Here is a 15,230-nt window from a genome sequence, read left to right as displayed (position 1 = left end):
TCATCCGGCGTCGATCTTCTCCATGAACAGACCGAGTTGGTCCGGGTCCATATGCACCACATGCTTGTCTTCGGGATAGGCCAGGCTGTTCACGTCGGCGACATATTCGGAAAATGCGGCGATGCGTTCCGCCTGCAGGCGGTCATATTCGGCGGCGAAATTGCGGTAGACTTTGGAGTGGCGCGGTATGTGGCCACGGTTCTGGCCAAGGATATCGTCGGCGAACAAATATTGCGCGTCGCAGCCGGTGCCCGCCCCCATCGACAGCATGATCAGCGAGGTCCGCTCCGAAATCGCATTAGCCACTTCGACCGGCACCACTTCGATCTCGGCGCCGACCGCGCCTGCGGCCTCGTACTGCTTGACTGCCTCGAAAATCTGCATGGCGCTGTCGGCGGTCTTGGCGACAGCCTTGAAGCCGCCGGTCCAGGTGGCACGCGACGGGATCAGTCCGACATGGCCGATCACCGGGATGTTGTCATCGGCCAGCCGTTTGACAGTTGCAAAGCCGGCGCTGCAATAGACCGCGTCGGCGCTCGCCTTGTAGAGCTGGAACGCCCAGCGGACGAAGTCGTCGCCTGTGCCGATCTCGTAGAAATTGTCGCCCGGCATGGTGAACAGGCTGGGTGCGGCATCGCGGTATTGCGGGTTGAGCACCAGCTCCGGCGGCACCGAGACAATGTCGACCCCGGCTCTTTCGGCTGCCTCGGCCTCGTCCATCGTCAACACGCGCAGCATGGTCAATTGCCGCTTGCCCTTCATGGCGCGCAGATCGGCGATCGTGGGTCTTTTGCGGCTCATCGATTTTGGTCCCCTTTGTTGCCTGTATTAAAGCAGATCAATTGATCTGGATCATCACTTTGCCCGCTTCGATCTTGACCGGATAGGTCTGCAGATTGATGCAGACGGGAGCCCCTTTGGCCTGGCCGGTCTTGTAATTGAAGCGGCCATTGTGCTTGGGACATTCGATGATGTCGTCCATGACAAGCCCATCGGCCAGGTGGGCCTTCTCATGCGTGCAAAACCCGTCGGTGGCAAAGAATTCGTCGTCAGGGGAACGATAGATCGCGAAGGTGCGGCCGCCATGATCGAAGCGGATGACATCCTCTTCTTCGACATCGTCCACGGCGCACGCTTCGACCCAATCGGCCATCTCTGTTTCTCCTGAAATCCTGTATTGCGGCAGTGCCCAGTGTCTTATTCCGCGGCCGCCGACATGTTCACCTCGTGGAACTCGCCACGATAGGGCCGCGCCGTCAGCGGCAGTTCGCGCTTGAGGAAATAGTCCTCGTATTTGAGCTGCCTGAGCAAGACCGGCCAGACCTCGCGATAGGCATGCCACATCGACGGGTTCGGCTCAGGCAAATCGTGCTTGATCAATTCGTGCAGCCTGGGCAGCGCGTGATAGGGCACCATCGGGAACATGTGATGCTCCACATGGTAATTCATGTTCCAATAGATGAACCGGCTGATCGGGTTCATGTACACGGTACGGGTGTTGAGCCGGTGGTCGACCACATTGTCGGCCAGGCCGATGTGCTGCAGCAGGCCGGTTAGCACCATGTGCCAGGTGCCGTACAGGCGCGGCACGCCGATCAGCACCAGCGGCAGCCACGACCACGTGTAAAGAGCGACCGCGATGGTCGCGATGTAGATCACGATATGCCAGCGCGCGGCGATGACGGCCTTGTGCTGTTCCATCTCGGGAACATAGCTTTTCTCCTCGGGCGTCAGTTTGCCGAACGCCTGGCGTACCAACGCCGGAAGCGAGTAGCGAAAATCGAGGATACCGGTGAAAGCGAGTGCGGTACGCAGCAGGTCCGGCGGGCGCATCACGGCGATCTCGGCATCGCGTCCGACAATGATGGTGTCGGTGTGGTGGCGGGCATGGCTCCAGCGCCAGGTCACCGGATTGCGCATCAGCATGAAGCTGGCGATCTGGTAGACCACATCATTCATCCAGCGCGTTCGGAAGGCAGTGCCATGACCACATTCGTGCCAGCGCGAGTCGCTGGAGGAGCCGTAGAGCACGCCATAGACGAAGAAGAACGGCACGCACCACCAGGTGCCCCAGAAATAAATACCGCCGGCAGCTGAACCCAGGATGGCGACGATCCAGATGATCGTGTCGCGGATCGCCGGGCCATCCGACCGTTGCATCAACTCCTTGATCGCCTTGCGGGAGACGTCGGTGTGATACCACTCGGCCGAAGCCAGCCCCGTCTCGATCGCCCTGCGTGTGCTCTCGCCGACCAGGCTGTAGTCGCGCTTCACTGTGCCAGCCATTGTGACCTCCAAATCCTGATGGCCCGAGAGCCCTCCCCGCTCCGATCGGACTCAGCCTCCCAACTGGTGTTTCGCATCGTCTTCGCCATTATCGCGACCTGCCTCCGAGCACCGGAAAATTGCCCGACGGCAGCGGATAATCCTGTTGCGGCTGCCGGGCGATCGCCGCGATCCGGCTTTCAGCGGCAGCGATGTCGCCGGTGCCATCGAGAACCCGGAACACCGCATTGTATGAGCGGCTCTCGCCATGCTCCAGCCAGATCATCTCGCCGCGTTCTCGGGCCGCCAGATTGCCGAGCACATGATGCGTCGACGGCTCGATGCCCAGCGCATAGTGCCCTGCCTGGAAATTCTGCCACTCATAGGCACAAGGCAACTGATCCTTGCGGGTCACGACTTCCAGCCCAAGGCCAAGACGGTCGTTGACCACCGCCACCGGCACTTCCCCGGCGCCGTTAGCGCCAAGCTCGTGCTGCCAGACCTGCTCTTTGAAACCCAATTGCGGCGCCGGCACTGTGCGGTAGCCGACCTTCTGCGCCTCGTAGCGCTCGCCGGCATGCCCGGCCCACACAACGTCACGGATCGGCGCCAGATAGCGAGCCCCCTCGTCGAGCACCGGATGGCTGACATTGATGTGGTAGAAATACATATGCGGCGTCCGGCTGAACCCGTGATTGAAGACCCGGTCCGAAAGCCGGATCTCGTTGCCGCCGACATCGGCTTCGATCCGCCGCAGCAGATGCAGATCCTCGCCGAACACAGTCGATTGCTGGACGATGCCTTCGGCCCACAGCACGCAGCCGTCGCCGTCCCAGGTCTCGCCGTAACCGGTCAGGCGCGCCGGAATGGTGCCGATGCGGCCATGCAGCGAATGGCGCACCGTTTTCTTCGGCGGATAATTGTAGCTGTCGGCGGGAACCTCGTTCATGAACAATATATGGTCGAGACCGCAGGTCAGCAGCAGGCCCGAGAAGGAACGCGCCCAGGCCAGCCCCTCCTCGCCTTCGTACTCATGCAGACCGGGATGGCGAAAGCCGCTCGGCGAATGCCAGCCGATCGCCTGGCCCTTGAAGTCGCAATCGGCGATATCGAGCGCCCGATCGACCAGCGCGGTGAAACGCAGGCCGGAGCCGGTGCGGAATTCGAGCATGCGAATGCCGTGCTCCACGCCGTCGCCAAGTGTCATCAGCCGCACGCCGGCGAATTGCGACAGCATGCCGGACCGTTCCGAAACCTGCCGGCGCGACAGCGTCTTGCCGTAAAGCTCTACCATGTGACGGCCAGTTCCTTCACTTCGCTCTCGTCTCCTTGAGCAGGGCCGACATATCGGCGCCGGTAATGATGCTTTCCACCGTCAACAGATCGGTATCGGCGACCGTCTGCTCAGCGACGATCTCGCCGCGGCGCATGACGATGATGCGGTCGGCGACCTGAAAGACGTGATGGATGTTGTGGGTGATCAAAAGCACCGAATGGCCGGCCGCGCGCACCTCCTTGACGAAGCGCAGCACCCCGTGTGTTTCCTCGACGCCGAGATTATTGGTCGGCTCGTCGAGGATGATGACCTTGGCGGCGAACTGCATCGCCCGCGAAATGGCGATCGACTGGCGCTCGCCGCCCGAAAGCGTGCTGACCAGCGCCTCGGCGTCGAGCTTTTTCGAAATGCCGACGCGCTTCAGCAGCGCCGCGGCGGCGTCGCGCAGCTTGGCGAGATCGAGCGGCGCGAACACGCCCAGCCATTTCAGATTGACCGGTTCGCGACCGAGAAAGAGATTGCGCGCGATGCTCAGGTCCGGCGCCAGCGACGTGTCCTGGTGGATGGTCTCGATGCCGAGATCCATCGCGTCGCGCGTCGAGCGGATCGAGACTTTCTGGCCGCGCACATAGATGTCGCCGCGGTCGACGGGAAACACGCCGGAGATCGCCTTGATAAGGGTGGATTTGCCGGCGCCGTTGTCGCCGAGCAAGGCCACCACTTCACCTTCATTGAGTGCGAACGATGCGCACTTCAGGGCGCGGACGCTGCCGAAGGACTTTTGCAGGTTCTGCAACCGAAGCACTTCCATTGTCAGTTCCTGGCGGCGTTCTTCTGCAGCAAAGCGTGCAGGATGAGCATGGCAAGGATGATGACGCCGACGAAGATGTCGTAGGCGAGCCCCGGCACGCCGATTAGCACGATGCCGTTGCGGATGCTGCGCAGCATCAGCGCGCCGACGATCGTGCCCAGGATCGTGCCGCGCCCGCCGGTCAGCGCCGTGCCGCCGACCACCACCATGGCGATCACTTCGAGTTCATAGCCGGTGCCGGCCACCGGCGAGGCGGCAGAGATGCGGAACGCGCTGATCATGCCGGCGAGACCGGCCAGCGCGGACGTCAGGATGAACAGCCAGACCTTGACCGCATCGGCCGGCACGCCGCGCGCCACAGCAGCGTTACGGTTCGAGCCGATGGCGCTTATCCAGTTGCCGAGCTTGGCGTAGTGCAGGACGTAGATCGCCAGCAGCGACAGGCCGATGAACCACCACAAGGATGTATAGAAACGGAACGTTCCGATATTGAAGCTGCCGGCCAGCAGCGTCACGAAAAAGCCTGGCTGGTCCCAGGATTTCAGCGGAAAGCCTTGCGTGATGTAGAGCGCAGCCCCGCGCACCACGAGCAGCATCGACAGCGTGACCAGGAAGGAGGAGATGCCGATCTTGGTGACGATCAGCCCGTTGACCGCACCGATCGCTATGCAGAGCAGCAGGCCGACAAGCAGGGCGATGCCGATGTCAAACCCGCCGTTCTGCACCAGAAGCATGACCACGACCGGTGCCACCCCGAACACGGCTCCGACCGAAAGGTCGAACTCGCCCGCAGTGAGAAGCAGCGTCATGCCGAGCGCGATGATGCCGAGTTCGGGCAGGAACGCCATCATGTTGGAGATGTTGAGCGGCGACAGGAAGTTGGCATCGGCAACGGCGAACACCGCCAGCAGGACAATCAGGATGACGAGCGAAGAGAATTGCGGCGAGCGGATCAGGCTCGACTTGCGTTTGGAGCGCGGCATTTCCTCTTCTGCGGCGATTGTCATGACTGCTTGGACCATATCTCAGGGTGACGCCCGCCGCCTGCGCGGCGGACGTCAGTTTCCATCACTTGTTGTAGAGTTTCAGGATCGGTTCGACGCTCGAGGCGTCGTAGAGGCCGAACGTGTGGATGTCGTAGCCGATCGGCTCACCCGAGGCGGCGAGCCCGAGCAAAGCAACCGGCATGAAGCCCTGTGCCGAAGGGAACTGCCAGGCCGCTGCGTTGACGAAGCCGGCCTTGACGGATTCGGCTGTTTCCTTCGAATTGCCCCAGCCGACGACCGGGATTTTGCCAGCCGGCACGCCAGCGCCGTCGAACACCCGCTTGATGCTGGCCGCCACGGAATCGCCGAGCGCGATGATCGCCGGCGGATTGTTGGCCACCATATAGTCGGTCATCTTGGCGATGATACCGGCCGGATCGGTGCCGCAATCGACGACGTCGTATTTGATGCCGAGCGGATCGAACACGCTGGCGATGCCTTCGGTCTCGAGTTGCTGGTAGCTGGCTCCCGGCACTTCGACCGGCAGGAACACCTTGCTGCCCTGCTTCACCATCTTGTGGTCGACCAGGTATTTTGCCCAGATGGCGCCGGCCTCCTTGAGGTCAGCGCCGACATAGGCCTGCCGTCCGGTCGCCGGATCGTCGGTGTTGAAGAACACGATCGGGATGCCGGCGGCCTTGGCCGCCTTGACCTCCTCGGTCCACAGGCCTGGCTGCGCCGAGGTGGTGCCGATGCCGTCGGGCTTGGCGGCGAGCGCCGAGTTGAACGCTTCCTTCTGCGCCGCCATGTCGCCGCCGCTGAAGGAGATATTGCAGGTCACCTTGAGCTGGTCGCAGGCCTTGGTGGCGCCGGCATTCCAGTCGAGCCAGAAGGCATCCGATGGGCCGCCATGCGACAGCAGGTAGAACGTCTTTTGAGCATCCTGCGCCAGCGCCGAGCCCATGGTCACGCCGGCGAGCACGGTCGCGGCAACGGCGATTTTCGACACGAATTTCAACATTTCTCTTCCTCCCTTTTTTGGTAGCCGAACCGTGCCGTCACAGTCCGTTGGCGCGGAATTTGCCGTCGAGGAATTTCTTGGCGCGCGGCACGTCATCTTCCGAAAGATGCTCGATGATAACCGGGATGTTCGGGTGCTTTTCGGCCAGCCGCCTGAGATAGAGGTCGTAGTTCAGCGAACCGAGGCCTGGCGCCGGCAGCTCGATCTCGCCAACACCGCGGAAAGTGTGGCTCTCCAGCGCGTCCTCGTCGCCGATGTCGGCGTGCTTCTCCGACTTGTCACCGCCCGAGCGCTTGACGTCCTTGGCATGGGCTATTCTGATCTTGTCGGTCAGCGTGTCGAACACCTGGTTCAGAATCTGGTCCATCCTGTCGATGTTGTGCGTCTCGAAATAGTTGGTCGGGTCCATCAAAAGGCCGAGACCGGGATGGTCGACCTGCGCGAACATCTTCACCGTCTCCTCGACCGAGCCGACGACATTGTTGACATAGGTTTCGAGCAGGAAGACCGCGCCGTGGTCGTATGCGGTCTGGGCAAGATCTGATATGACCTTGCGGCATTCCTCGAACCCTTCCTCGGTCTTGTTCTTGGGATGATGCACCCAATCGGACTCGCTGTTGTAGGTGCCGGTTTCCGAGATAACGTAAGGCGAGCCGAAATCGCGCGCATTGCGGATGATTTCCTTGAGATAGCCGACACGCCTATCACGCTCGCCTATGTCCGGATGGATGATATTGGTGTAGCCTGACACGCAGCACACCGGCAGATTGTGGTCGCGGAAGGTGTCGCGAACAGTCCGGGCCTTTTCCTTGGTGATCTGCCCGGCCGACAGATCAACATCCTTAAAATGGAGGTCGAGCTGCACCGTGTTGAAATCGAGCGCGCGGATCTTCTGCGCGGTTTCCTCGAGGCTGTACGGGAAATAGCCCGTGAAAATACCTGCCTGCATCATGATGTGAAGTCCTCCCTGTAAGCGATTCAGTTGATTGAGTTTGTCGAGATTTCGGAAAGCTTGACCGTGCGGCTCTCGTCGATCGAGCGATAGCCGGCTTCGATCAGCGCCATGGTCTTGACGTTGTCGGCGACGGACAGCGCCGGCGGCGTGCCGGTCTTCACCGCGTGCTGGAGCTGCTCCATCACGCCGATGAAGGCATGCGGGAACCACATCGTGTCCCAGTTGGGCGTCATCCATTCGCCCCCGGTGGTCTCGGTCGAAGCATAGGTCAGCGTCGAGGCAGCGCCCGTCGGCCAGCCGATCGTGCCCTTGGCGACGCCCTTTGTGCCGTCGACGCGCCAGTTGATGTGCTGGTCGTCCTTGTAGCCCTCCTGGCGCGGACCGGACCAGACATCCTCCAGCGAAACGGCGAGCACGCCGGACGGGAACCGCAGCGTCGAAACAGTGATGCCGTCCGAATGGTCGAAGCGCGTGCGCGGATCTTTGCGGGTCAGCGTCGTGATCTCGTCGGGATCGCCGAACAGAAAACGCAGCACGTCGAGATGGTGGACGCTCATATTGGCAAGCGTCAGCCGGTCGTAGTCCTCGAGGAAGGTCTGCCAGTGGGGGATCGCATGCATGTCGATCTGGGCGAAGACGATGTCACCGAGCGCGCCGCTGTCCATGATCTGCTTCAGCACGCGCATCGACTGATCGTAGCGCATGTTCTGGTTGACCGAGAGGATCTTGCCGGCCTTGGCCGCCTCGTCGCGCAAGTCGATCGCATCCTTGAGCGACAGCGCCAGCGGCTTCTGCGCCAGGACCGCCTTGATGTGCTTCTGCTTCAGCGCATGGCGGATCAGCGCCGGCTGCTGGTCCGGCGGAAAGGCAAGGTCGATGATCTCGACGTTTTCGTCCTCGATCAATTGTTCCGGCGTGTCGTGGACGGTCGGGATCTTCCAGCGCTTGGCGACCTTTTCGGCACTGGCCTTGGTCCGCGAGGCGATCGCCACCACCGGAAAGCCGGCGTCCTTGTAGGCGGCAAGATGGCATTCGGCCATGATCATGCCGGCGCCGACACAGCCGATTTTGTACTCCCTGGTGCGGACTTTAACGTCCGGCTCGAAGTCTTTGCTCGTCAATGTCTTTCTCCCGAAGCTCGTTTCTTGCGGCCGCTGTCATCGTCCCAGCGCTGCCCCGCCTAGCCCGAAATAATGCACGCGGCCGGGCTCGCAGGATATCGCCACCATCGCGTCCGGCCTGATATCCGGCTGGCCGCGCAGCAGTGCCCTGAGGCGCGCCTGCCCGGCAGCGAGTGTAACCACGGTATAGTCGCCGAGCGGCTCGACCTCGAACACTCGCGCCGGGCGGCCCGCGCGCCCGTCTGAGACTCCACCCTCCGATATTTCCCCATCCGACCAGGGCCGCACCTTGATGTCTTCCGGCCTGAGCCCGATTTCGACGGCATCGGCCGGAGCAGCCTTGTCCGCGATACGGATCGCGCCTTCAGCCGCCTCGACGCCGCCCTCGCCGCGCAGCGACTTCAAGATATTCATCATCGGCGAACCGAGCAGCCGCGCCACATAAGTGCTCGCCGGCCGGTCATAGATCTCGGCCGGCGCGCCGATCTGTCTGATCCTGCCGTTCTCCAGGATGGCGATGCGGTCGGCAACCGACATCGCCTCTTCCTGGTCGTGGGTGACATAGATCAGCGTCTTGCCGAGCTCGCGCTGGATGCGCTTCATCGACGCGCGTCTCCTCGCGCAGCCTGGCGTCGAGCGCCGAGATCGGATCGTCCATCAGATAGGCATTGGGATCGCGCACCAGCGCGCGGGCGATCGCAACGCGCTGCCGCTCGCCACCGGAAAGCTGCGCCGGCGGCTTGTGCAGGATGTGGCCGATATGCAGCTTGGCCGCGACGTCGGCGACACGCTTTTCGATTTCGGCCTCGGCGACCCGGCGTTCGACCAAGGGGAAGCGGACATTGTCGCGCGCGCTCATATGCGGAAACAGCGCTAGGTTCTGGAACACCATGGCGACGTTGCGCTCGGCTGGCGACATTGTATTGACCGGACTGCCGCCGATCAGGATCTCGCCTGAGTCAGGCGTTTCCAAGCCGAGCACCAGACGCAGCATCGTCGACTTGCCCGACAGCGGCGGACCGAAGAAGCAGAAGAACTCATTGTCGTTGACCGTGAACGAGGCATCGTCGACGGCGATCGTGGCGCCATGGCGTTTCGTCACATTGCGGAAAACGATATTGGCCATGGTCTCAGCCCGCTTTCATGGCGAGGCCGGTGGCGGCGTCGAAGACGCGTACCGACTGCGCGGCCGGTGCGATCACAGCTGTTTGCCCGACCGACAGTCCCACATCATTGTCGAGCACCGCCTTCACCGCAGCCTCGCCGTCGCCGAGATGGATAATGGTACGCGCGCCGATCCGTTCGACGAAATTCACCGGCATCGACAGGCCGCGGCCGCTTTCGGCCAATGTCACCTGCTCCCGGAAGATCGCCGGCTCCATGATCGCCGAACGGCCGATCGCCACGCGCTGCAATATGTTGACCGACAGCCTGTCGGCCTTGCGGTCGAGCAGCGGCGTCAATTGCAGCATTTCGGCAATGGCTCCGACGCGACGGTCGATCTCGGCCTTTGGCGCGCCGCGCATTTTCGGGCCGTAGGCGAGGTTCTGCCGCACGCTCATATGGGTGAAGATCGCGTAGTTCTGGAAGACGAAGCCGACGCCGCGCCGTCCCATCGGCACGCCGGTCATGTCGCGCTCGCCGAACAGGATCTTCCCGCTGGTCGGCTCCTCCATGCCGGCGATCATGTTCATGGTCGTCGACTTGCCGCAGCCTGACGGCCCGAGCAGCGCCATGAACTCGCCGTCGGCGATGGCCAGATCCATCGTCTTCAGCGCGGTGAAGTCGCCGAACTTCTTGACCAGATTCTGCAGATGGATGGCGCTCATGCCAGCACCTCCCGCGCCCGCGCCATGCGCTTCATGGCAAATACCGCTGCGATGGACAGCACGATCAGGATGGCCAGCGCGATCGCCGCGACATAGCCCCAGATCAGGTCCTGGGTGGTGAGCTTGTAGATGTAGACGGAGATCGTCTCGGTTGCGACGCCGGGACCGCCGCCGGTCATGATGTAGAGCGTGTCGAATATCTTGAAGTTCTCGATCACCCGGATCGCCAGCGCGACGATGATGATCGTCTTCATCTTCGGCAGCACGATGGTGACGAAGCGCTGCCAGGGATTGGCGCCGAGCAGCGTCGCCGCCTTGATCTGGTCCTCGGGCACGCCGACCAGGCCGGCAAGCAGGATGAGGAACATCAGTGGTGTCCACTGCCAGATGTCGGCGACCATGACGGCGATGAGCGCCAGCGTCGGGTCCGAAAGCCAGGCGATCGTGACGGGAAAGCCTGATAGCGCCGACAGGATGTCGTTGACCGGGCCGCCCGACTGGAACAGCATGAAGAACATGTAACCGGCCACCGCCGGCACCACCATCATCGGCATCAGCAGGATCGAATAGAATACCCGCCTGCCCGGAAACTCGTCGGCAAACAGCGTGGCGAGCGCGAGGCCGAGCAGGAATTCCGCAGGCACGCAGATGATCATGACGATGGCCGTGCGCTTCAGCGCGCTCCAGAAGCGCGCGTCGGCGGCAAGGTCGGTGTAGTTGGCGAAATTGTTCCACAGCGACCAGGCGTTCCACCAGCCGAGGCCGGACAGCGGCGACCAGTCGGTCAGGCTAATATAGAACTGCATGAGCAGCGGGAAGACGGCGATGAACAGCACCAGGATCTGCGCCGGCAGCGTCAGCCGGAAGCCGAGCTTTGCCCCTTCGTCCCGCAAGGCCGGCTTTGCCTGGACGGCCTTCATCACGTCCTCCGAAATCGTCGCAGTCACCGCGCTCATTGCTTGAGCGCCCCAAAGGTCAGCCCGCGCACCAGATGGCGCTGGATGGCGACGCCCATGATCACAGGCGGCACTGCGGCGATGAGACCGAGCGCCGCCTTGGCGCCGTAGAGCTGTCCCGTCATCGAGGAGGACAGCGAGGCCATGTAGACGGGGACCGTCACCCATTCGCGCGTCGTCAGAAGCAGCGCGATCAGATAGTCCGACCAGTTGAGAATGAAGACGAACAGCGCGGCGCTGGCCAGCGGTGCGCGCATCATCGGCAGCGTGATGCGCGTGAAGACGCGCCACCGCGAACAGCCCTCAACCAGCGCCGCTTCCTCGATCTCGCGCGGCATGTCGTCGAAGAAGGTCTTCATCAGCCAGAAGGCGAAAGGCAGCGTGACGATGCCGTAGATCAGCGACAGTCCCCACCAGCTGTCGGTGAAGTTGAGGAAAGCCCACATGATCATGACCGGGGTCATCACCGCCATCGGCGGAAACAGGCGAAGCTGGATCAGCGCCAGCGGCAGATTCTGGCCCGAGCCGAAGCGCGACAGTCCGTAGGCGGCTGCCGTGCCGGCCGACATGGCGATTGCCGTGCCGAACGTGGTCGACAGCAGCGACGACAGGATCGGTTTCAGCGCGGTGCGGTCGAGCGCGACGATCAGATTGTTGGTCGATTCCCCGAAGACGAACCGGAAATTGCTGAGCGTCGGGTTCTTCGGCCACCAGGTCAGGTGGGCGCCGGTCGCCGACCATTCGGCGATCGGCTTGAAGGCCATCGACACCATCCACAGGATCGGCACCAGCGTCACAGCCATGGCCGCAAGGATCGCTGCATAGCGGAATATTTCGAAAGGAACGGAACGCTTCATCTTGCAGCTTTGCTGGGGTCATCGTTTGCAGAGGGGAAGAGCAATCACTCCTCCCCTCCATTCGGATTCAGGGAGCAGGATCAGCTGACCGGATCGAGAACAGTAGGCCAGGCTTCCTTGTTGGTCTTGATGGCTTCGAGAAGCTTCTCCTCGCCGGTGCGGCGGGCGATCTTCTTCCATTCGGCCTCGGTGTCGGCCATCGCCTGCTCGGCGGTCTTGGCCTTGGTAAGTGCTGCGACGAGGTTCTCGTCCAGCGCATTGTGGAAGGCGGTGGCGCCGGGATAGTTGATGGTCGGCACGGTGCGGGCGACCGTCTCGCGCACCACATGCATGTGGTAGGCGTGATAGGTCTGGCGGACCAGCGGGTCGGAGAAATCCGACAGCCGGAACGGATCGAAATAGCCGCCAGGATTGGCGGTCATCCAGGCATAGATCCGGCTGGATCCCAGCCACTGCAGGAACAGGTAACAGGCCTCCGGATTCTTGGCCTGCGAGGAGACCGAAGCCGAGAGGTTCAGCCACAGCACCGAACGGCTGATCAGCTTCCCGTCGATCTCGCGGCCGGGCGGCAGCATCGAGCCGATCTTGCCGGTGACCTGCGATTCTTTGTTACCGGCATTGTCGAGGAATTTCGGCAGGTTGGAGAAGGCGCAGGTCATGGCGGCGCCGCCCTTGGCGAAATTGCCGTACTGCTCCGGCCAGCCCCAGGAGATCGCGTCCGGCGAATGATGGGCCAGCGAGGCGATGTACTCGTTGGTCGCAGCGATGCCTTGCTCCGAATTGATCAGCGGCTTGCCGGTGTCGTCGAACAGGAACTGATTGGGCGAAGCCATTGAGACATAACGCTGATACCAATTGGTATAGCCCCAGCCCTGGTTGCGCAGATCGGTTGAGCCGAACAAGCCCTTGTCCGGGCGCTGGAAGAAGGCCGCGATCTCGTCATGCTGCGTCCAGGTCTTCGGCGGCGCCAATTCGTAGCCATGCTTGTCGGAGAAGGCTTTCTTTTCGGCCGCGTCGCCGAACAAATCGGTGCGGTAGACCCAGGTCTGGAAATCGCCATCCAGCGACACGCCATAGGTCGAGCCGCGATACTGGTTGAGCAGCGAGACGCCCTTGGCGCCGTTGACATAGCCGCGCTCGGGATCGTCCCATTCCGGCTTGTACTGGGCGACGAAGTCGTCGAGCTTCAGGATGCCGCCGGTTTCGACGAGATCGCCGAGACGGTTCCATTCCACCGCGTAGATATCATAGGCCCCACCCTTGGTGGAGATGTCCTGCATCGTCTTCGTGAACTCCTGGCCATTCGGCACGCCGACGATCTCGAGCGGAATGCCGGTTTCCTTCTCCCACAGGTCCTTGATCGAGGGCGCGCCGGCAGGAAATGGCTGCGTCAACTGGCCGATCGAGCCGTCGGACAGGCCGAGCACGATCTTGGCAGGCGCCTTGCCGGCGCCCTTCATCGCCTTGGCCGCCTCAATGGCGCGGCCTTCCGGCGTGTCGGCATCATATTGATAACGCTCCGAGCCATCGAAGCCCGTCGGGCCGCCGATCATGCCCGGCGCGAGCGCATCAGCCGCATAGGCGCGGCTTGGACGAATGAATTTCGGTGCGATACCTGCGGCGGCAACAAGCACTGCCGCCTTTCCACCGGACGCCAGCAAACGGCGCCGCGACATGCCGATCATATCAGACATTGGAAGTCCTCCCTCGGGGCCTTGTTCCTCCACAGCCCTCATGATGGATATTGACGACACTGTGGGGAGGCTGTCAACATCATAGATACTCAAAATACGTCATAACATCGCAAATGAGGGGAGAGAATGCAGTCCAACGAGGTCACTCTACGGTACCTGGTGCTTGAATTTGAGGGAACCGTGCGCCGCGCCCACCCTTTTCGATCCGGCTCGACGATTTGGTGTAGCGCGCCGGCTTGCGCATCGGCTAAGGCCGGATACATCATTTCCCATCAGAATCGCGGATGGCAATGAAGTCGTCGTCCGACGTACATCCGTTAATCCGCGGTTTTGATGCGCCTGGTAGCGCACTAGCAGTAAGGTGATCGACTATGCGGTCCACCCTGACAGACATAGCCCGGGAAGCCGGCGTTTCAGCCGCCACGGTCGATCGTGTGCTCAACAACCGCGCCGGGGTCAGGGCGCGCACCCGCGAAGTCGTGCTGGAAACGGCGCAGCGGCTTGGCTATATCGCGGAAAATTCGAACAGCCCGACCCCGCGCAACGCACTGCGCGGCGATGTCATACGGCTCGATTTCGCCCTGCCCGCCGGCACCAATTCCTTCATCAAGATGCTGCACCGGCATATCGAGGCGCAGGCGCAGTCGCGGCCGGACCTCGACGTGCGCGTCGCCACGATCGAAGGCTTCAATCCGGACCGACTTGCCCGCCTGCTGCAGGAATTGCGCGGCCAGACGCAAGGTGTCGGCGTCATTGCGCTCGATCATCCGACCGTCCGTGAGGCAATCCGCTCGCTGTCGGCCAGCGGCGTCAAGGTCGTCACCATCGCGTCCGACATCCTGCATGTGCCGAGGGTCGCCTATATCGGCATCGACAACCGCGCCGCCGGGCGCCTCGCCGGCTATTTGCTCAATCGCTTCATGGGCGCTGATCGTCCGGGCAAGGTCGCACTGTTCGCCGGCTCGCTCTCCTATCGCGGCCATGAGGAACGCGAGATGGGGTTCCGCCACATCCTCACGGAAGAATCGCCCAATCTGCAGATCGTCGAGATGCGCGAGATGCTGGACGACCGGGAAAAGGCCTATGCGGAGGCCTCCGCCCTGCTGGACCGGCATCCGGACCTGGCCGCGATCTACAATGTCGGTGCCGGCAACACCGGCATCGCTCGCGCGCTTAAGGAGCGTGGGCGCGCACTGTCGACCGTGTTTCTCGGCCACGAGGTGACGGAAGGCACCAAGGATCTTTTGCTCGACGGCACGCTCGACGCGGTCATCGACCAGAACCCGCGCGTCGAGGCCCGCGAAGCGCTCAACACCTTGACCCATGCGGTCAGGGGCTTGCCCTACGAACTGCACCAGCCAAGGCTGCAGGTGATCTTCAGGGAAAGCATCCCGGAGATCTGAACGGAAGTTCCGGGATAAGAGAGGTCGCGCAAGCAAGTGGGGCTGTGGCGCTGCGG

Annotated in this window: 14 protein-coding genes and 1 pseudogene; 1 reads left to right on the top strand and 14 read right to left on the bottom strand. The window is 62.4% G+C overall.

Annotated features, from left to right (window positions below):
- From A9K68_RS14130 to A9K68_RS14065, 14 genes and pseudogenes are all read right to left on the bottom strand, one after another.
- Nucleotides 1-801, bottom strand: coding sequence for a 3-methyl-2-oxobutanoate hydroxymethyltransferase (locus tag A9K68_RS14130; RefSeq protein WP_065006727.1), 801 nt, complete (start codon nucleotides 799-801; stop codon nucleotides 1-3).
- Between the two features lie 37 nt (nucleotides 802-838).
- Entirely contained in the window at nucleotides 839-1,153 is a 315-nt protein-coding gene (locus A9K68_RS14125; RefSeq protein ID WP_065006726.1) for a MocE family 2Fe-2S type ferredoxin, read from the bottom strand.
- Nucleotides 1,154-1,197: 44 nt separating this feature from the next.
- A complete protein-coding gene (locus tag A9K68_RS14120; protein WP_065006725.1) occupies nucleotides 1,198-2,286 on the bottom strand; it encodes a fatty acid desaturase family protein in 1,089 nt (362 codons plus the stop codon).
- 88 nt (nucleotides 2,287-2,374) lie between these two features.
- Nucleotides 2,375-3,559: an aldose 1-epimerase family protein gene (locus tag A9K68_RS14115; protein ID WP_065006724.1), complete on the bottom strand. Its 1,185-nt coding sequence runs from the start codon at nucleotides 3,557-3,559 to the stop codon at nucleotides 2,375-2,377.
- Nucleotides 3,560-3,575: 16 nt separating this feature from the next.
- The gene (locus A9K68_RS14110) at nucleotides 3,576-4,358 is read right to left on the bottom strand and encodes an ATP-binding cassette domain-containing protein (RefSeq protein WP_203546927.1); all 783 of its coding nucleotides are present in this window, start codon (nucleotides 4,356-4,358) and stop codon (nucleotides 3,576-3,578) included.
- Nucleotides 4,355-5,335, bottom strand: a complete 981-nt coding sequence (locus tag A9K68_RS14105; protein ID WP_065006770.1) for an ABC transporter permease — start codon at nucleotides 5,333-5,335, stop codon at nucleotides 4,355-4,357. The genes A9K68_RS14110 and A9K68_RS14105 overlap by 4 nt, the downstream gene beginning before the upstream one ends.
- A gap of 85 nt (nucleotides 5,336-5,420) precedes the next feature.
- Entirely contained in the window at nucleotides 5,421-6,359 is a 939-nt protein-coding gene (locus A9K68_RS14100) for a substrate-binding domain-containing protein (RefSeq protein ID WP_065006722.1), read from the bottom strand.
- 37 nt (nucleotides 6,360-6,396) lie between these two features.
- A complete protein-coding gene (locus tag A9K68_RS14095) occupies nucleotides 6,397-7,311 on the bottom strand; it encodes a sugar phosphate isomerase/epimerase (protein ID WP_065006721.1) in 915 nt (304 codons plus the stop codon).
- A 26-nt stretch (nucleotides 7,312-7,337) separates the two neighbouring features.
- Nucleotides 7,338-8,435 (bottom strand): Gfo/Idh/MocA family oxidoreductase, encoded by a 1,098-nt coding sequence (locus A9K68_RS14090; RefSeq protein ID WP_065006720.1) that lies wholly within the window; start codon nucleotides 8,433-8,435, stop codon nucleotides 7,338-7,340.
- Between the two features lie 36 nt (nucleotides 8,436-8,471).
- Nucleotides 8,472-9,561 (bottom strand): annotated as a pseudogene (locus tag A9K68_RS32475) (ABC transporter ATP-binding protein).
- A 4-nt stretch (nucleotides 9,562-9,565) separates the two neighbouring features.
- Nucleotides 9,566-10,264 (bottom strand): ABC transporter ATP-binding protein, encoded by a 699-nt coding sequence (locus A9K68_RS14080; RefSeq protein WP_065006719.1) that lies wholly within the window; start codon nucleotides 10,262-10,264, stop codon nucleotides 9,566-9,568.
- Nucleotides 10,261-11,220: a sugar ABC transporter permease gene (locus tag A9K68_RS14075; RefSeq protein ID WP_065006718.1), complete on the bottom strand. Its 960-nt coding sequence runs from the start codon at nucleotides 11,218-11,220 to the stop codon at nucleotides 10,261-10,263. The genes A9K68_RS14080 and A9K68_RS14075 overlap by 4 nt, the downstream gene beginning before the upstream one ends.
- Entirely contained in the window at nucleotides 11,217-12,077 is an 861-nt protein-coding gene (locus tag A9K68_RS14070) for a carbohydrate ABC transporter permease (RefSeq protein WP_065006717.1), read from the bottom strand. The genes A9K68_RS14075 and A9K68_RS14070 overlap by 4 nt, the downstream gene beginning before the upstream one ends.
- A gap of 80 nt (nucleotides 12,078-12,157) precedes the next feature.
- A complete protein-coding gene (locus A9K68_RS14065; protein WP_065006716.1) occupies nucleotides 12,158-13,771 on the bottom strand; it encodes an extracellular solute-binding protein in 1,614 nt (537 codons plus the stop codon).
- A 371-nt stretch (nucleotides 13,772-14,142) separates the two neighbouring features.
- Here A9K68_RS14065 and A9K68_RS14060 point away from each other — a divergent pair, with 371 nt between their 5' ends.
- Nucleotides 14,143-15,174 (top strand): LacI family DNA-binding transcriptional regulator, encoded by a 1,032-nt coding sequence (locus A9K68_RS14060; RefSeq protein ID WP_065006715.1) that lies wholly within the window; start codon nucleotides 14,143-14,145, stop codon nucleotides 15,172-15,174.
- The last annotated feature ends 56 nt before the right edge of the window (nucleotides 15,175-15,230 follow it).

It is taken from the genome of Mesorhizobium sp. AA22, assembly GCF_001672375.2.
Taxonomy (GTDB): Bacteria; Pseudomonadota; Alphaproteobacteria; order Rhizobiales; family Rhizobiaceae; genus Mesorhizobium; species Mesorhizobium wenxiniae.
This window is presented reverse-complemented; position numbering and strand designations above follow the sequence as displayed.